General features: G+C 62.6%; 18 protein-coding genes. 5 read left to right on the forward strand and 13 right to left on the reverse strand.

Annotation, left to right across the window (positions count from 1 at the left end; genetic code table 11):
- Window positions 1–14 precede the first annotated feature (14 nt).
- Complete coding sequence (locus tag ACYG9R_RS18430) at window positions 15–446, reverse strand: MarR family winged helix-turn-helix transcriptional regulator (RefSeq protein WP_023670043.1); 432 nt, start codon at window positions 444–446, stop codon at window positions 15–17.
- A gap of 150 nt (window positions 447–596) precedes the next feature.
- Here ACYG9R_RS18430 and ACYG9R_RS18435 point away from each other — a divergent pair, with 150 nt between their 5' ends.
- Window positions 597–1,439, forward strand: a complete 843-nt coding sequence (locus ACYG9R_RS18435; protein ID WP_155923213.1) for an alpha/beta fold hydrolase — start codon at window positions 597–599, stop codon at window positions 1,437–1,439.
- A 99-nt stretch (window positions 1,440–1,538) separates the two neighbouring features.
- Here ACYG9R_RS18435 and ACYG9R_RS18440 read toward each other — a convergent pair whose 3' ends face one another.
- Together ACYG9R_RS18440 and ACYG9R_RS18445 are read right to left on the reverse strand one after the other, a co-directional pair.
- Window positions 1,539–2,453, reverse strand: a complete 915-nt coding sequence (locus ACYG9R_RS18440; protein WP_023823413.1) for an alpha/beta fold hydrolase — start codon at window positions 2,451–2,453, stop codon at window positions 1,539–1,541.
- A gap of 140 nt (window positions 2,454–2,593) precedes the next feature.
- A complete protein-coding gene (locus tag ACYG9R_RS18445) occupies window positions 2,594–3,838 on the reverse strand; it encodes an MFS transporter (protein ID WP_023670046.1) in 1,245 nt (414 codons plus the stop codon).
- 203 nt (window positions 3,839–4,041) lie between these two features.
- On the opposite strand from ACYG9R_RS18445, the gene ACYG9R_RS18450 reads away from it, so the two are divergent.
- The gene (locus tag ACYG9R_RS18450) at window positions 4,042–4,914 is read left to right on the forward strand and encodes an AraC family transcriptional regulator (RefSeq protein WP_023823414.1); all 873 of its coding nucleotides are present in this window, start codon (window positions 4,042–4,044) and stop codon (window positions 4,912–4,914) included.
- 35 nt (window positions 4,915–4,949) lie between these two features.
- On the opposite strand, the gene ACYG9R_RS18455 is transcribed toward ACYG9R_RS18450, so the two are convergent.
- The 9 genes from ACYG9R_RS18455 to ACYG9R_RS18495 all read right to left on the reverse strand — a co-directional run bounded on the left by ACYG9R_RS18455 (window position 4,950) and on the right by ACYG9R_RS18495 (window position 12,790).
- Window positions 4,950–5,921 (reverse strand): Bug family tripartite tricarboxylate transporter substrate binding protein, encoded by a 972-nt coding sequence (locus ACYG9R_RS18455; protein WP_023823415.1) that lies wholly within the window; start codon window positions 5,919–5,921, stop codon window positions 4,950–4,952.
- Between the two features lie 146 nt (window positions 5,922–6,067).
- Window positions 6,068–6,583: a hypothetical protein gene (locus tag ACYG9R_RS18460; RefSeq protein ID WP_023686120.1), complete on the reverse strand. Its 516-nt coding sequence runs from the start codon at window positions 6,581–6,583 to the stop codon at window positions 6,068–6,070.
- Window positions 6,584–6,675: 92 nt separating this feature from the next.
- On the reverse strand, window positions 6,676–7,611 hold the full coding sequence (locus ACYG9R_RS18465) for a ribose-phosphate pyrophosphokinase (protein WP_023686119.1): 936 nt from the start codon (window positions 7,609–7,611) through the stop codon (window positions 6,676–6,678).
- Window positions 7,612–7,752: 141 nt separating this feature from the next.
- Entirely contained in the window at window positions 7,753–8,349 is a 597-nt protein-coding gene (locus tag ACYG9R_RS18470) for a hypothetical protein (protein ID WP_023823416.1), read from the reverse strand.
- Between the two features lie 55 nt (window positions 8,350–8,404).
- On the reverse strand, window positions 8,405–9,556 hold the full coding sequence (locus ACYG9R_RS18475; RefSeq protein WP_023683716.1) for a M24 family metallopeptidase: 1,152 nt from the start codon (window positions 9,554–9,556) through the stop codon (window positions 8,405–8,407).
- Window positions 9,556–10,350 carry a peptidoglycan editing factor PgeF gene (pgeF, locus tag ACYG9R_RS18480; protein ID WP_023695793.1) on the reverse strand — a complete coding sequence of 265 codons (795 nt, stop codon included), beginning with the start codon at window positions 10,348–10,350 and terminating at the stop codon, window positions 9,556–9,558. Before pgeF ends, ACYG9R_RS18475 begins: the two co-directional genes overlap by 1 nt.
- Before the next feature lie 151 nt (window positions 10,351–10,501).
- The gene (locus tag ACYG9R_RS18485; protein WP_023683719.1) at window positions 10,502–11,566 is read right to left on the reverse strand and encodes a class I SAM-dependent methyltransferase; all 1,065 of its coding nucleotides are present in this window, start codon (window positions 11,564–11,566) and stop codon (window positions 10,502–10,504) included.
- Entirely contained in the window at window positions 11,563–12,447 is an 885-nt protein-coding gene (gene lgt / locus ACYG9R_RS18490; protein WP_023823417.1) for a prolipoprotein diacylglyceryl transferase, read from the reverse strand. The genes ACYG9R_RS18485 and lgt overlap by 4 nt, the downstream gene beginning before the upstream one ends.
- A 103-nt stretch (window positions 12,448–12,550) precedes the next feature.
- The gene (locus ACYG9R_RS18495; protein WP_023683720.1) at window positions 12,551–12,790 is read right to left on the reverse strand and encodes a BrnA antitoxin family protein; all 240 of its coding nucleotides are present in this window, start codon (window positions 12,788–12,790) and stop codon (window positions 12,551–12,553) included.
- A gap of 396 nt (window positions 12,791–13,186) precedes the next feature.
- Here ACYG9R_RS18495 and ACYG9R_RS18500 point away from each other — a divergent pair, with 396 nt between their 5' ends.
- The 3 genes from ACYG9R_RS18500 (at window position 13,187) to ACYG9R_RS18510 (ending at window position 14,672) form a co-directional block, all read left to right on the forward strand.
- Window positions 13,187–13,489, forward strand: coding sequence for an accessory factor UbiK family protein (locus ACYG9R_RS18500; RefSeq protein WP_023672029.1), 303 nt, complete (start codon window positions 13,187–13,189; stop codon window positions 13,487–13,489).
- 316 nt (window positions 13,490–13,805) lie between these two features.
- Window positions 13,806–14,306 (forward strand): type III secretion system chaperone family protein, encoded by a 501-nt coding sequence (locus ACYG9R_RS18505; RefSeq protein ID WP_006202532.1) that lies wholly within the window; start codon window positions 13,806–13,808, stop codon window positions 14,304–14,306.
- A 6-nt stretch (window positions 14,307–14,312) separates the two neighbouring features.
- Window positions 14,313–14,672, forward strand: a complete 360-nt coding sequence (locus ACYG9R_RS18510) for a tRNA-binding protein (protein ID WP_023672028.1) — start codon at window positions 14,313–14,315, stop codon at window positions 14,670–14,672.
- Between the two features lie 10 nt (window positions 14,673–14,682).
- Here the strand turns inward: ACYG9R_RS18510 and ACYG9R_RS18515 are convergent, their stop codons facing one another.
- Entirely contained in the window at window positions 14,683–15,705 is a 1,023-nt protein-coding gene (locus tag ACYG9R_RS18515) for a glycosyltransferase family 4 protein (RefSeq protein WP_023823419.1), read from the reverse strand.
- Window positions 15,706–15,920: the final 215 nt, after the last annotated feature.

The raw sequence follows: 15,920 nt of genomic DNA on the forward strand, positions 1-15,920 counted from the left end.
TGTTTGTAGGGCAGCTAGTCCGGCTTGCTGCTCAACGCTTCGCGCAGCGCCTGGATCCGCCGATTCAAGGCATCGAGATCAGCCATCGTCATTCCCGAGCGTTCGATCAGGGTTTCGTTGAGGCAGTTGCACTGGACGAGCAGCGCGCGGCCGGCAGGCGTCAGGTCGACCTGCACTTGGCGCTCGTCCGTCTGGCTGCGCTGGCGGGTGACGAGACCGGCCTGTTCCATGCGCTTCACCAGCGGCGTGATGGTGCTCGATTCCAAAGCGAGCCTGTGCGCAATCGAGCCGACCGACATCCCGCCGGCTTCGGCAAGTGCGTTCAGCACGAGATATTGCGGATAGGTGATGCCCATCTCGTCCAGCATGGGCTTGTAGGTGCGATTGATTGCCATGCTGGTGGCGTAAAGCGTGAAGCAGAGCTGGTTGTCCAACGGGAGAGGCACGAGGCATTCCTTTGCCGACTGAGCACATCAATATGTAGCACGAAAAATGATATCGCGATACATATTTTCTGTAGACAAGGATTTGGACCTGCGCTAGTCGTATGGTTATCGCGATATTGATTATCGCGGAAGCAATCAATGGAGAGCGAGATGACCAAGCCCGGCAGCAGCACGATCACCACCAAGGACGGCACCGAAATTTTCTACAAGGATTGGGGAACGGGACAACCCATCGTCTTCCATCACGGCTGGCCGCTGAGCAGCGACGACTGGGACGCCCAGATGCTGTTCTTCCTGTCCAAGGGCTATCGCGTCATTGCCCATGACCGGCGCGGCCATGGCCGCTCCACCCAGACCGATACCGGCAACGAGATGGACACCTACGCCGCTGATGTCGCGGAGCTTGCGGCGCATCTCGACCTCAAGGACGCGATCCATGTCGGCCATTCCACCGGTGGCGGCGAAGTGGCCCGCTATGTCGCGAAGTACGGTTCCGGTGGCCGTGTCGCCAAGGCCGCACTGCTCGGCGCGGTGCCGCCGATCATGCTGAAGACGGCGGCCAATCCGGGTGGCCTGCCGATCGAGGTGTTCGATGGTTTCCGCTCCGCCCAGGCAGCCAACCGCGCCCAGTTTTTCCACGATATTGCGGCCGGCCCGTTCTACGGCTTCAACCGCCCCGGCGCCCAGGTATCGCAGGCTGTCGTCGAGAATTGGTGGCGCCAGGGCATGATGGGCGGCACCAAGGCGCATTATGATTGCATCAAGGCGTTCTCGGAAACCGACTTCACCGACGATCTGAAGGCCATCGACGTGCCGGTGCTGGTCATGCATGGCGACGACGACCAGATCGTTCCGATCACCGACTCCGCGCTGCTGGCTGTCAAGCTCCTCAAAAAGGGCGAGCTCAAGGTCTACAAGGGTTTTCCGCACGGCATGGCGACCACCCACGCCGATGTGATCAACGCCGACCTGCTGGCGTTCTTCAAGGCGTAGAATCGTTCAGTTGAATAGACATCGTCCAGTTGGATAGGCAAGGCACCCGCCGCCGGGCGGGTGCCTTTGCTTTCATCGAAATGTCAGCGAGGCGGTGCCTTATTTATCGAGAAAACCAGTGATCAGCTTGACGGTCGCGTCGGGATTTTCCTCCATGATCCAGTGACCGGAGTCGGGCACGATGCCGCTCGTTACATCGGTCGCAACAAGCCGCAGGAGATCGGCCTGCGTAGTGCCAGCGGATTTTTCACCGCCGACAGCCAGTAGCGGCATGGTCAGTTTGCCGCCGGCGGCAAGCATCGCCTGGTTGTCGATCGCGTCCTGGTCAAACGCCTTGAACTGCTCGAAAGCGTCATGCATCGCATGCGGGCGGGCATAGAGTTTGGCGTAGTGCCTGCGCGTCGCCTCGTCGATCTTCTTGGGGTCAGCCGACAGCTCGTTGTAGAAGCGGTCGAGATAGATGCGCTCGCGCCCCGCGACCAGCCGCTCCATATCAGGGCCGCGGAAGTTGAAGTGCCAAAGCAGCGGGCTTTGCTTGATCTTTTCCCAGTCGCCTATGCCGGGCAGCGGCGCGTCGATGATAACCCATTTGGTGATGCGCTTGGGATACTGAGCGGCGAGCGCATAGCCGACCATGTTGCCGATGTCGTGGGTGACGAGATCTGCCTTGTCGATCTTCAGGGCATCCAACACGCCGGCGATGTCGACGGCCTGGTTCTTCTTGGCGTAGCCCGCTTCCGGGTGGGCCGACAGACCCATGCCGCGCAGGTCCGGCACGATGACGGTGTGGTCCTTTGCGAGGGCGATGGCCGCGGCGCCCCACATGTCTCCGGTATCGGCAAAGCCGTGCAGCAGCACGACGGCGGGACCCTTGCCGCCAACGCGCACATAGAGTTTGGTGCCGTTGGTTTCGACGGACTGCGTCTTGAAACCCGGTGGAAAGGGAACGATGCGTGCCGTCGCCGGCAAGGTAACAAGAAGCACACCCAATACGGCCAATACGATCTTGCGCATGTCATCCCCAGAGACGTCGAAGGCCCCAAGCCTTCGTTGATGACTATCTCTAGCAGGCTTTTCAACCAGCGCATGGTGAAAGAATCACAGAGGGCGCAGCAATGCCGCGCCCTGCGTCAAATCCGCAAAATCGACCGGTTTTATCTGGCCGCCGCTTGCGCCTTCCTGGCTTCCTTCATGTTGGGCAGGAACACCGTCAGCAGGCCGAGCAGCGGCAGATACGAGCAGATCTGGAAGACGAAATCGATGCCCTTCATGTCGGCGACGACGCCGAGCACGGCGGCTGCAATGCCGCCCATGCCGAAGGCGAAGCCGAAGAAGATCCCGGCGATGGTGCCGACACGTCCCGGCACCAACTCCTGCGCAAACACGACGATGTTGGAGAAGGCCGAGGACAGGATCAGGCCGATCAGCACCGTCAGCACCATCGTCCATTCGAAATTGGCGTAGGGCAGCGCCAGCGTGAACGGCAGCACGCCGACGATCGAGAACCAGATCATCGCCTTCTGGCCGTAGCGGTCGCCGAACGGTCCGCCGAGCAGGATGCCCAGCGCCGAGGCGCCGAGGAACAGGAACAGCATGACCTGGCTCATCTGCACCGACACGCCGAACTTATGGATGGAATAAAAGGTGTAGTAGCTGGAGAGCGAGGCGATGTAGGCGTTCTTGGTCAGCACCAGCAGCGTCAGCACCGCCAGCGCTCCCATCACCTTCTTGCGCGGGAAGGGGGAGACGAAGCTTGCCGCCTTGCGATTGCCCTGCGCGGCGCGCATCCGGCTGTACCAGCCGCCGACCCGCGACAAAACGATGATGCCGATCAGAGACCCGACGGCGAACCATGAAATGCTGGTCTGGCCGAAGGGCACGACGATGAAGGCAGCGAGCAGCGGCCCCATCGACTGGCCGAAATTGCCGCCGACCTGGAACAAAGATTGCGCCAGGCCAAAGCGGCCGCCGGAGGCAAAGCGGGCAATGCGCGAGGATTCCGGATGGAAGATCGCCGAGCCGATGCCGATCAGCGAGGCGCCGACCAGAAGCAGCGCATAGTGGCCGGCATAGGCGAGCACGATCAGGCCAATCAGCGAGGACGCCATTCCGTAGGGCAGCGAATAGGGCATTGGCCGCTTGTCGGTGATCATGCCGATGACCGGCTGCAGCAGCGACGCCGTGACCTGGAACGTGAAGGTCAAAAGACCGATCTGCCAGAAATCGAGACCGTAGTTCTCTTTCAGCAGCGGATAGATCGCCGGCAGCAGCGATTGCATGATGTCGTTGATGCCGTGGCAAAAGCTCACCGCCAGAATGACGGTGAAGGCGGTCGCCTGGGCTGAAGGGAGGCTGGCGCTTGGCTGCGGTGCAATGCTGGTGGCTGTCGTATCGGTCAAGGCAGGCTCCGAGGTCTTTTTGGCGGGTGTTTGCCCGCGGGCAGGCTTGGCGGCCGCTCCCGCGGACCGCCTTAAGGACGCTCGTCTGAAGCGCTTGGGCGACGCCCCTGCGGAGCGCCTTGGGGATGGCTGCCTTATAAGCCGCTTGCCAGGCGACTTCTTTCGTGGTTTGGTCCAATAGTTTCGCAAGTGGGCCATAGCCGATGCCACATGGCAGGGACATCTTCCGCGCCGGCAATGCCGATCTCGGCCGATTGCACGAAAGCCGCTGGCAGTGGCTGGAGGCGGTTTCCGGGCCGGCGGTGGCTTTGCCGACCGAATATCCCGACGGTTACCTCGTGCCGCAACACCGCCACAGCCGCAGCCAGCTGCTGCATGCGCTGGTCGGTGTCGTGCTGGTGACGACCAGGTACGGGCGCTGGATGGTGCCGCCCGACCACGCAATGTGGATACCGGCCGGCACCGAGCATTCTGTCGAAATGCTGGGCGACGTCTCGATGCGCTCGGTCTATGTCATGCCGGGCGCTATCCCCGGCCTGCCGGAAGGTTTGCGCGTCGTCGGCATCACCGAGCTGATGCACAGCCTGATCGTCGAATCGGAAAAGCTGCCGCAAGGCAGCGAACTGGAAGGCCGCGGCGGGCTGATCATGAACCTCTTGCTGCACGAGATCCCGACCTTGCCGGAACGGCCGCTCGGGCTGCCGTTCCCGTCCGACCCGAAGCTGGCGGCGCTCTGCCGACGCTTTGTCGCGGCACCTTCGCCGCACGCCACGATCGACGAGTGGGCGGATGCCGCAGGCATGAGCCGCCGTTCGTTCACCCGCGCCTTCCAGCGCCAGACCGGACTGTCCTTGTCGACTTGGCGCCAGCAGGCCTGCCTGTTTGCGGCCCTGCCCAGGCTCGCCGATGGCGAGCCGATCACCAGGGTGGCGCTCGACCTCGGTTATGACAGCGTGCCGGCATTCATAACCATGTTCAAGCGCATGCTTGGCGCCTCGCCGCGCGGCTATATGCGCGGCGCCCGCGACGAAGGCATGCGGCGGGCTCAGCCTCGACTTGAGGCCCCGGCGCCGTAGCGCCAGGAAAAGCCCGCAGTACTTTGCCGTAGGCCCTAGTCCAGCTGAACGCCGCTGTCCTTGACGATCGGTTCCCATTTGGCGAGTTCGGCCTTCACATGCACTCCAAGCTCTTCCGGGGTGGAGGCCACGATCGAGGCGCTGAACTGGGCCATGCGGGCGATCACATCAGGGTCTTTCAGGGCTTCAACTGCCGCCTTCTGAAGAACGGCGACGACCTCCGGCGGCGTGCCTGCGGGCGCGAACAGAGCGTTCCAGCTGTAGGTTTCATAGCCGGGAATGGTTTCGGCAATGGCCGGTATGTCGGGGAAGGAGGGAACGCGCTCCTTGGTGGTGACGCCAAGCGCTCTCAGCGTCCCGCTCTTGATATGGCCCGATGAAGAGGGGAGGTTGTCGAACATCATCGGCACCTGATTGCCGATAACGTCGTTCAAGGCCGGTCCGGCGCCCTTGTAGGGAATGTGCTGCATACTGACGCCGGCCATCGTCTTGAAAAGCTCGCCGGAGAGATGCAGCGGGGTGCCATTGCCTGATGAGGCGTAGGCATATTTGTCCGGGTCCTTCTTCAGCATCTCGATCAGTTCCTTGACGTCCTTGGCGGGGAATTCAGGGTTTACGACCAGGACGTTTGGCACCAGCACGAGCAACGATATCGGCGCAAAATCCTTCTCCGCGTCGTAGGGCTTTGTCTTCAGGATCAGCGGGTTGAGCGCGTGGGTTGCGACCGTGCCCATCAGGATCGTGTAGCCGTCCGGTTCGGCTCGGGCGACCTGGGCAGCGCCGATGCTGCCCCCGGCGCCGCCGACATTTTCGACGACAATCTGCTGGCCCAGCTTTTCGGACATCTTGTTGGCGACCAGGCGCGCGACCAGATCCGTCGAGCCACCGGCGGAAAAGGGGACAACCATGGTGATGGTCCGGTCCGGAAAATCGGCGGCCCAGGCCGCCGGTGCTGAAAGGGTGGCTGCGATGGAAACCGCGAGCCCGAGCAAAGTCCTACGCCGCATCTGCTACTCCTCCGTTGATTGGAGGGGCAGTATGGCCATGGTGAACTCCTCGCACAATGCAACCATGGACTGACTGCCCGCCTCAGGAGATCGGGCTTGACACCGATGCTTCGGTTGGCGTGCGCGAGAACGCCTCACCCCTCAGTTCAATCAGCCTTGGTCCAGCTGAAAACAAGCCATTTGTATCGTGACGTCTCTTCAGGCTCGGCCGTGTAGGTCATCTGCATGTCGCCGCCCTCGGCGTAGATGTCGAGCCTGGGCGCCGTGTCCAGTTCGAGCCACAGGGAATCGTTCTTGAACGACCATGTCCCGCACCAGACGCAAGGCCCCGATGCCGGGTCACCCGGTTGGTGAAAATTGTAGCGGCCGTCCGCCGTGATCTCCAGATAGTCGAAGGCGCCATAAAAGGCGGTCACAGTCTGCTGAAATTCGGTCGCAGACGCTTCCTGGTCGGGCTTCGCCGGCTCTTTCAGATCACGCGGTGGCCGGATTGCGGACCCTGCGATGCTCCATTTGCCGATGAAATCCTTTTCGGTGGGAAGATATTCCGTTTGCGCCTGCGCGGTCGAAACCGGAGCGATTGTCGGCGCATAGGCCGCGCTGGCGATGCCGATTGCGAGAAGCATTCCTGCGATGCCTGCAGCCTTGATTCGATTGCGCATCAGCTGGCTCCTTTCACGACGGTTTGGGGCAGATTCCAAAAAGGAGATTACCCCCGAGCCAGGCCCGTGGGCACGCTTTTGGGCAACATGGATTAATCGAACAGGCTCGACACGGACTCTTCGGTCGCTGTGCGCGAAATCGCCTCGCCCATCAGGTCGGCGATGGAGATGACGCGGATATTCGGGGCGTCGAGCACGCCTTGCGTCGGCTGGATGGAATCGGTGATCACCAGTTCCTGCAGCTTCGAGCCGCTGATCCGGGCGACCGCACCGCCCGACAGCACGCCGTGGGTGATATAGGCGGTGACGCTGGTAGCGCCGTTGGCGAGCAGCGCATCGGCGGCGTTGCACAGCGTGCCGCCGGAATCGACGATGTCGTCGATCAGCAGGCAATCCTTGCCGGCGACCGCGCCGATGATGTTCATCACTTCGGATTCACCGGGACGTTCGCGGCGCTTGTCGACGATGGCCAGTTGTGCGTCGAAGCGTTTGGCGAGCGCGCGGGCGCGCACCACGCCGCCGATGTCGGGCGAGACGACCACGACATTGGCAAGCTGTTTGTATTTTGCCTTCACGTCACGGGCCATCACCGGCACCGAGAACAGATTGTCGGTAGGAATGTCGAAAAAACCCTGGATCTGGCCAGCATGGAGGTCGAGCGTCAAGACGCGGTCGACGCCGGCGCGGGTGATCATGTTGGCGACCAGCTTCGCCGAGATCGGTGTGCGGCCCGAGGCCCGGCGATCCTGCCTGGCGTAACCGAAATATGGGATGACCGCGGTGATGCGCTTGGCCGAGGAGCGCATGAAGGCATCGATCATGATGAGCAGTTCCATCAGATGATCGTTGGTCGGGAACGAGGTCGACTGCAGGATGAAGACATCCTCGCCGCGCACGTTTTCCTGGATTTCGACGAAGATTTCCTGATCGGCGAAGCGTCTGACGCTGGCCTTGCCCAGCGGGACATTGAGATAGCGGGCGACCGCTTCGGCCAGCACCCGGTTGGAATTGCCCGCGAAAAGCTTCATGCACCGTTCCTGGCGAAGGATGGGGAGGTCCTCTTAATCGGGCTTGTAGCGAGCCGTGCCGGTATTGCAAGCCTCGTTGACGGGAATCCGCCGGCTAATCTCAAAAACGTCAACAGTGAACGGAAGCCGGTAACAGGCGGATCAGCCGGCGCTGCCGCCGAGCCAGGCCGCGAACTGGTCGATCGTCTGGTCGGCGATCGCCTGCATGGTAGCGGGTGCAACCGCGGGCCAGCCTTCGGCGGCATTGACCGAGGGCGCCTTCTGCTGGCCATTGATGCGGTGTAGCCGGTTGCCAGCGGGGTCATAGACGTCCCAGACATAGATAACGGTGGTATCCTTGCCTTCCGTCATGGTCGAGAAGTAGCCCTTCAGCACATGGGTGGCGGCCTGGTCGGCGCTGCCGGCAAGGGTGATGCCGCGCTGCTTGGCGCGTGTCTGCAGTTCGGCCGTCAGCGGCGTTGCCGCTTCCACGGAGGCGCCGACGATCGGCGCGATCTGCAGCCGGGTCTTCGACAAAGCGGCGGCGCTCTGCGCGGGGTTGGCGGGTGTCGTGGCGCCGACGGCCGGCGCTGGTGTGGCGGCGGGCGCGATGCCCGGGGCAGCCAAGGGCTGAGCCGGTTGGGCCGAGGCTGCCGGCGGCGTGATGGCGGACGGCTCAAGGACCTCCTTGGCATTGGTGCAAGCGGCCAGCACAAGCGCTGCGAGCAATGACACGGTCGTCACATGCGATCGTCTCATCTGCCCGAAAACTCCTTAGTCGCGAACGCCCCCGCGTGGACCAACCATTATGGATTCACTGTACGATCAAGTCGAGATCATGGCGTGAAAGCGGCTTCGGCTGGGATTCGGTGGTCAGGTAGGTGCGGCCAAGCGTCATCGCCGTCTCGGTTTCGGAGTCCATGATGATCATGTGCGCGAACAATGTCATGTTGGGCGCGATCGGCTCGGGATTGCCCTGGTAGAACATCGGCATATCCATCCAGGACGGGGTGAAGCGGGCGCCGACGGAATAGCCGCAGGCGTTCAACCGATGCTTGGTCAGGCTGTGCGCCTCCAGCGTGCGGGCATGCGCGTCGAAGACGTCGCCGAAGGTGTTGCCGGGCGTCATCGCCTTCTCGACCGCCAGAAGAGCCGCGCGGGCGGCGTCGAACAGCTCCTGATGGCGCTTCGACGCCTTGCCGGTCAGCACGGTGCGCATCATCGGCGCGTGATAGTGATGGAACACGCCGGCCCATTCGAGCGTCAGCTGATCGTTCTTGGTCAGCTTGCGGCGCCCGGCCTTGTAGCGGCAGAGCAGCGCGTCGATGCCCGAGCCGATGATGAATTCATTGGCCGGATAGTCGCCGCCGCCGGCAAACACCGCGCCCTGCATGGCGGCAAGGATCAGCGCTTCGTCGCCGCCCTGCTTGATCAGCGGCAGGGCCGCGTCGAGCGCGTCGTCGGAAAGGTTGGCGGCCTTTTCGGCCTTGGCGATTTCAGCCGGGCTCTTGAACAGGCGCAGACGGCCGACAATACCGGAGGCGTCGGCGATCTGGCCGAAGGTCTGCAGCTGCTCGTCGACGCGGCGGCCATTGAAGGCGGTCAGGCCATGGGTGTCGTATTCGACGCCGATGCGGGCGCCGAGGAGATTGAGGTCGTTGAGCAGGTTGCGCAGGTCGACCGCCGGGTTGGCGCCGTCGCGGTCGGTCCACAGCACGATGTTGTCGATGATCGATGTGTGGCGCGCCTGGCGCAAATCGGCCGAGCGGGTGAGCAGCACCATCGAGCCGTCAGCCTTCACAACCAGGCACTGGAAGAAACAGAAGCCGAACGTGTCGTAGCCGGTTAGCCAGTACATGCTCTCCTGGGCGAAAAGCAGTACAGCATCGAGCTTCTTTTCCGTCATCTCGATCATCAACCGGTCACGCCGGGCGTCAAATTCCGACCGTTCGAAATGCAGCGCCATTATCCGTTCTCCAAAACAATTGCCGAAACCTGCCGACCGTAGTCCGGTTCCTTGCGATGCGTCGCGCGCCGGTAGGAAAAGAAGAGATCCTCCTCGGCATAGGTGCAGCGGCCAAGCCCCTGCGCGGTCACGCCAGCCTTCTTCAGCCGGTCGACCGTATAGAGGTTGAGATCGAACATTGCATGCGCCGGATTGGCCGAAGGCGCGAAATAGCCGATGTTTTCGGCATCGGCTTCGACGAAACGGGCGACGAATTCCGGCCCGACCTCGTAATTGTCGGGGCCGATCGAAGGACCGAGAACCGCAATGATGCGCTCACGGCGGGCGCCGAGGCTTTCCATCGCGGCAATGGTGTTTTCAAGCACACCGGTAAAAGCGCCCTTCCAGCCGGCGTGTGCAGCGCCAATGATGCGCGCTTGCGCATCGGCGAACAGCACGGGGCCGCAATCGGCCGTCGAGGCGCCGATGGCGATGCCCGGCCGGTCGGTGACGATGGCGTCGGCCTTGGGCCGCGGGCCGGGAAAGGGTTCCCTGGCAATAACGACATCGGGCGAGTGGACCTGATGCGCGGTCAGGAGATGGCTGGCCGGCACACCCATCCAGGCAGCGACGCGGCGGCGGTTCTCGGCGACCAGCATCTGATCGTCATCCGAGCCGGTGCCGATGTTAAGTCCCTGATAGATGCCGCCGGAGACGCCGCCGATACGGGTGAAATAGCCATGGCGGATACCTCGCGGCTTGGCCGCTTCCAGCAGCGGCGAGCGAACAGGATCCGGTTTGGTCTGATTCAGCATGGATGGGTTTGTTGTCCGCGCCGGCGTTTTCGTCAAGGCGAAGTTCGGCCGAGTGATTGCGACAGTGCTGCCGCGTCGACTTTGCATTGGCCAAAAGCAGGCATGCGACCACAAGCGACATGGCGAGACGGCTTGTAACGATCTCTGAGGGTCAGACTGGCTGATGCGGCAGGATTTTCAGGATTTTGAACAGCGTGCCCATGCCGTCGGGGCCGGCCAGGCGCTCGACGGCATCGGCAATGGTTTGTCGTGCCTCTTGGCTTGCCTGGCTGCCCAACTGGCCAGCTCGCTCAAGCAATCCCGTGCCAAGCAGAAAGTCGCCCTGCGTCGCCAATTCCACATCGAGGCCATGCGCCCGCACGACGGCGGCCAGTGCAGCGAAGTCGACATGGGCGGTGAGATCGGCTTCGCCGGGATTGGCCAGCACATCTTCGGGGGCGTGCCTGCGCACGGCCTGCAATGTGTCGCCGAAACCGGGCTGGAGATGGCCGTAATCGGGGAACAGCCCGGCGCCGCCGTGGTCGGCTATGCGTTCGGCAATGGTCGCCATCAGTGCCGCGCGGGCCGGTGCTATTTCGAAAATAGAGCCTTGTGGCGCCTCGGCGGCGTCTTCCGGCAGCAGCGTCGCCTCGACCGAGCCGGCGCCGGCGAAGAAGCTCAACTCGTCTGAGACATCGAGGCCGATCACCCGTTCGCGCCAGCCGGCGCCGGCGCGGATGAACTGGCGGATCGGCACAGCGTCGAACAATTCGTTGCCGACAATCAGCAACGGCGCCTGCGGTAGTGTGGCGATGGTTTCGTGCCAGCCGAGCTCAACCGAAGTTTCGGCAAGCGTCTGCTTCTGGATTTCAGTCAGCCGCGGACTGGTCTCGACCAGAGCGAAGGATGCTCCGGCGGCGATAGCCGGATCGAGCCGCGTCAGGGTGCGAAGCATGTCCTTCATCAGCGTGCCGCGGCCAGGCCCGATCTCCGCGATGGTGACCGGCAGGGGTCGGCCGATCGCCAGCCAGGCCTGATAGAGCCAGACGGCGACGAGTTCGCCGAACATTTGGCTGATCTCGGGTGCGGTGACGAAGTCGCCGGCGGCGCCGAACGGCTCGCGCGTGGTGTAGTAGCCGTCGCTGGGATCGAACAGGCAGAGCGCCATGTACTCGTTGACGGGGAGGGGGCCGAGCGCGCCGATCAGGTCGACGATGCGGGTCTTCAGCCGTGTCATGCCGGCTGTGGTTGCGGCGCCGGTTTGGCTGTGGCCATCGCCCAGATGCCGGCCAGCACCATCGGCAGCGACAGCACCATGCCCATGGTGAGCCAGCCGCCGAGGAGGTAGCCGAGCTGCTGGTCGGGCTCGCGGAAGAACTCGACGAAGATGCGTGACAGGCCGTAGCCGCAAATGAAGGCGCCGCCGACAAAGCGCGGCGTCTTCAGCTTCAGCCGCGAATGGGTGAGGAAGCGCAGGACCAGGAACAGCACCGCGCCCTCGAGCAGCGCTTCGTAGAGCTGGCTCGGATGGCGAGGCTCCAGGCCCGCGACACAACCCGCCACGGTCTGCTGGAGACGCTCGTTGCAGAAGACGACGCCCCACGACACGTCGGTCACGCGACCCCAGAGTTCGGCATTGACGAAGTTCGCGATGCGGACGAGGCCGAGCCCGACCGGCACGCCGGCTGCCACCACGTCGAACAGCGTCCAGGTGCGGATGCCGCGCTTGAGGGAAAACAGCGTCATGGCGAGGATGACGCCAAGCAGGCCGCCATGGAACGACATGCCGCCCTGCCAGACGGCGAAGATGTCGAGCGGGTGGTCGATATAGCGCTTTAAATCGTAGAAAAGCACATAGCCGGTGCGTCCGCCGAGCACGACGCCGACGGCGGCCCAGACGATGAAATCGTCGAGGTCGATCGGCTTCATCGGCAAGACGCCATCAGGCCACAGCCTTGTGTTGGTGACGAGCCGCTTGGCGGACCACCAGGCGAACAGGATGCCGACGATATAGCCGATGCCGTACCAGTGCACAGCCAGCGGGCCGATCTGAACCAGGATCGGGTCGATGTTGGGGAAGGACAGCGACGCCATCGGCAGCGGGAAATAGTCGTTCAACAGGATCTCCTGGGAGGGCTCGCGTTAGGGCGCGGACCATGCGGCAGGGTTTTGGCGGGGTCAAGGCAAGGTGACGACAGCCTGATCGTCAGAGATAATGGGCTCAACCCTGCGGCTTGCCGGCGACCAATTGCCTGAGCGCATCGTTGATCCTGTCTTGCCAGCCGGGGCCATCTTCCTGGAAATGGTCGAGCACGGCGCGATCGATCCTGATCGAGACAAGCTCGCGAACGTTTGGTGCGGCGGAGGGTTCGCGAATGGGAGGCGCGGGTTTCTTGACCGGCTTGAAGGCCGCTTCAGCGGCTTCCATCGGATTGGTCGGTCGGCGCGGGGGCGTTGCCATTGGTTGATCCTGAATGAGAGTGACTCTTGCCTGGAGCAAGTCGTGAGGAAAACTAGGCCGCTGGTCTGTGAAGACCAGTAACTTCACTTGGTTCTCTCTGCCATTGCCCTGTATTTGGCTTCAAGCCTGTCCAGCACCTCGTCGCCAGGCTAGACCCGGCCCGCACTGGCATCCGAAATGCCCTTTGCGAGTGCTGCATCGAGTGCTGCAAAGCGCTTCTCCAAGTCCGCACTGTCCGTCACGGCAACCGTCGTTCCAAGAATCCATTTGCGATAATAGCAATCTGTCGGCCGGACCTGAGCCAAATCGCGTCCGACATGAAGCCGCACCAGCTTCAACGTTCTTGCATTCCGCAGGCAGTGCCACTACGTCAATTCCAGCAAGCGAGGATTTGCCATGTCGACCGGACCGAACCGCATTCTCGATGAATTCGCCAAGCTGATGACCGATGCCGCGGGTGCCGCACAAGGCGTGCGCCGCGAGGTGGAGACTGCCTTCAAGGGGCAGGCCGAGCGCATCCTCAACACCATGGATGTGGTGCAGCGCGAGGAGTTCGAGGCTGCCCGCGACATGGCTGCCAAGGCCCGCGAAGAAAACACCAGGCTGGCCGCCCGCATCGATGCGCTCGAGGCCAGGCTTGCCGAATTGACCGGACAGGCCGCACCTGTGGCTGCGGCAAAGCCCAAAGCAAAAAAATAAAATTTGAACTTTTCCACAAAGCACAATCCGAAAAAATGCTTTGCCGTGAATCGTTTACCGGCGATGCATGAATCTTTGTGACAGCGCCTTTCCACATGCTGATGACGCAGTGCGAAAAATTAGGCTGTTCACGCGACTCCCGATCAATAGACTGAATTTGTTGCATGATTCGGAGCAGGGTCATGCGGCCGGGCGGTGGGGTCCGGTCCGGGGTCTTTGTGTCGTGAAGTCCTGGCCGTCCGAGTTCAAGACAAGATTGTTCGTCGTGTGTGCCCCGCGGAGCGTGTGGCGCTCCCCTGAACACAGGAAGCATTCCATGGAACTTCTCGAACTCGAATTCTCCCGCGAAATCCATCCGGTGGATGTCATCGAGCAGGTCGCCCATAACAATGACTGGTCCTTCGAACGGGCCGGCGATGACGAAATCTCGATCTCGGTTGCCGGCAGCTGGACCGATTATCACGTCTCCTTCTCGTGGATGGAGGACTTCGAGGCGCTGCATCTGGCCTGTGCTTTCGACATCAAGGTGCCGGAAGCCCGCGCGCTGGAAGTGATGCGGCTTTTGTCGCTGATCAACGAGCAGATGCTGTTTGGCCATTTCGATCTCTGGGAGCAGGAGGGCGCGATCATGTTTCGCCAGTCACTGCTGCTCGCCGGCGGGGTCGAACCGTCGAGCCAGCAGGTCGAGGTGCTTTTGTCGTCGGCGCTTGAAGCCTGCGAATGCTATTTCCAGGCCTTCCAGTTCGTTGTCTGGTCGGGAACCTCGGCCAAGGATGCGCTGGCCGGTGTCCTGTTCGAGACCTATGGCAACGCTTGAGCTTCCATGAGTTCGAGCAGCGCGCGCAAGCCCGAGATCAGCTTTGCCGATTTTGATCGTGTCGACATCCGTGCCGGCACGATCGTCGAGGCCGAGCCTTTCCCCGAGGCGCGCAAACCCGCCTTCAAGCTGAAGATCGATTTCGGCCCTGAGATCGGCGTGAAGAAATCCTCGGCACAGATCACGAAATACTATGCGCCGGAAACGCTGGTGGGACGGCAGGTGTTTGCGGTGGTGAATTTCCCGCCGCGCCAGATCGGTCCGTTCATGTCGGAAGTGCTCACGCTCGGCTTCCCTGATGAAGAAGGCGCCGTGGTGCTTGGCGCCATCGAGCGCAAGGTGCCGGACGGCGGGCGACTATTTTAGGAAGATTGCGTCAGGCGGCCAGCTTGCGCGTGGTGCCGAGCGCCTCTTCGACCGTGTCCATGAACATCTCGGCGCAGGCTTTCCAGCTGTAGCGCATGGCGCGTTCGCGCGCCTCGGCGCGGTCGACATTGAGCGCGGCGAGCGAGGCCTTGCGCAGATCGGTCGACACCGCGCCGCCGATGCCGTCGCCGACAATGTCGATCGGTCCGGTGACCGGATAGGCGGCCACCGGCGTCCCGCTGGCCAGCGCCTCGATGATGACGTTGCCGAACGTGTCGGTGCGGCTGGGGAAAACGAAAACATCAGCCGAGGCGTAGATCTCGGCCAGCTCATCGTTCGGGCGATGGCCGAGAAAATGCGCCTGCGGGTATTTCGCCCTGAGCCTGGCCAGTTCCGGTCCTTCGCCAACGATCACCTTGCTGCCGGGCAGGTCGAGATCGAGGAAGGCGCTCAGGTTCTTCTCGATGGCGACGCGGCCGACGCACAGGAATACCGGGCCGGGAAAGCCGAGGTCCTTCTTCTTGTCCGGGCGGAAGTGATCGGTGTCGACGCCCCGCGTCCACGGCCTGAGCTTGATGAAGCCTCGCGACGCAAGGTCCTCCGCCAGCGACTGGGTGGCGACCAGCGTGCCTTGTCCGGAATTGTGGAAATCACGCAGCCAGCGATAGGCCCAGCTCTCCGGCACTGGCAGGCGGGCGCTCAGATATTCGGGAAAGCGGGTGTGATAGCTGGTGGTAAAGGGACGGCCGGCATTGCGGCAATAGCGCCGCGCCATGATGCCGAGCGGGCCTTCGGTGACGATATGGATATGGTCGGCCTTGCGAGCCTCGATCAGCCGCGCGACATGACCGGGCGTGGTCAGCGCCAGCCTGATGTCGGGGTAGGTCGGCAACGGCAAGGTGCGAAAGATGTTCGGGGTCAGGAAGTCGACCGCAACGTCGAAGGTTTTCAGCGTTTCGGTGAGCCGCTCCAGCGTGTGGACGACGCCGTTGACTTGCGGCCGCCAGGCGTCGGTGGCCATCAGGATGCGCATGGCGGTCCTTTGCTCGGATCAACGGTTGCCTTGATGCGATAGCGGTACGGCCCGGCTGCCCTCGCTTCGCTCCACCGCACCCGGGCAGGCACGAGGTCGAAGTAAGGCGGCTGAGCCGAATCAACTGAGGTCGCGCGCTTCATGCGCGCTCTTGACCATGGTTTCATGACGGGCGGATGAAGGTGGTTTTTGGCCGAGCCCCGCCTTCCAGATCA

Source organism: Mesorhizobium sp. RSR565B (genome assembly GCF_054719465.1).

What these genes read in the sequence shown, in the direction of transcription:
- ACYG9R_RS18435 (WP_155923213.1), top strand. Translation starts at nt 597, where the DNA reads ATGACCAAGCCCGGCAGCAGCACGATCACCACCAAGGACGGCACCGAA.
- ACYG9R_RS18440 (WP_023823413.1), bottom strand. Translation starts at nt 2,453, where the DNA reads ATGCGCAAGATCGTATTGGCCGTATTGGGTGTGCTTCTTGTTACCTTG.
- ACYG9R_RS18450 (WP_023823414.1), top strand. Translation starts at nt 4,042, where the DNA reads ATGCCACATGGCAGGGACATCTTCCGCGCCGGCAATGCCGATCTCGGC.
- ACYG9R_RS18455 (WP_023823415.1), bottom strand. Translation starts at nt 5,921, where the DNA reads ATGCGGCGTAGGACTTTGCTCGGGCTCGCGGTTTCCATCGCAGCCACC.
- ACYG9R_RS18460 (WP_023686120.1), bottom strand. Translation starts at nt 6,583, where the DNA reads ATGCGCAATCGAATCAAGGCTGCAGGCATCGCAGGAATGCTTCTCGCA.
- ACYG9R_RS18465 (WP_023686119.1), bottom strand. Translation starts at nt 7,611, where the DNA reads ATGAAGCTTTTCGCGGGCAATTCCAACCGGGTGCTGGCCGAAGCGGTC.
- ACYG9R_RS18470 (WP_023823416.1), bottom strand. Translation starts at nt 8,349, where the DNA reads ATGAGACGATCGCATGTGACGACCGTGTCATTGCTCGCAGCGCTTGTG.
- ACYG9R_RS18475 (WP_023683716.1), bottom strand. Translation starts at nt 9,556, where the DNA reads ATGGCGCTGCATTTCGAACGGTCGGAATTTGACGCCCGGCGTGACCGG.
- pgeF (WP_023695793.1), bottom strand. Translation starts at nt 10,350, where the DNA reads ATGCTGAATCAGACCAAACCGGATCCTGTTCGCTCGCCGCTGCTGGAA.
- ACYG9R_RS18485 (WP_023683719.1), bottom strand. Translation starts at nt 11,566, where the DNA reads ATGACACGGCTGAAGACCCGCATCGTCGACCTGATCGGCGCGCTCGGC.
- ACYG9R_RS18495 (WP_023683720.1), bottom strand. Translation starts at nt 12,790, where the DNA reads ATGGCAACGCCCCCGCGCCGACCGACCAATCCGATGGAAGCCGCTGAA.
- ACYG9R_RS18500 (WP_023672029.1), top strand. Translation starts at nt 13,187, where the DNA reads ATGTCGACCGGACCGAACCGCATTCTCGATGAATTCGCCAAGCTGATG.
- ACYG9R_RS18505 (WP_006202532.1), top strand. Translation starts at nt 13,806, where the DNA reads ATGGAACTTCTCGAACTCGAATTCTCCCGCGAAATCCATCCGGTGGAT.
- ACYG9R_RS18510 (WP_023672028.1), top strand. Translation starts at nt 14,313, where the DNA reads ATGAGTTCGAGCAGCGCGCGCAAGCCCGAGATCAGCTTTGCCGATTTT.
- ACYG9R_RS18515 (WP_023823419.1), bottom strand. Translation starts at nt 15,705, where the DNA reads ATGCGCATCCTGATGGCCACCGACGCCTGGCGGCCGCAAGTCAACGGC.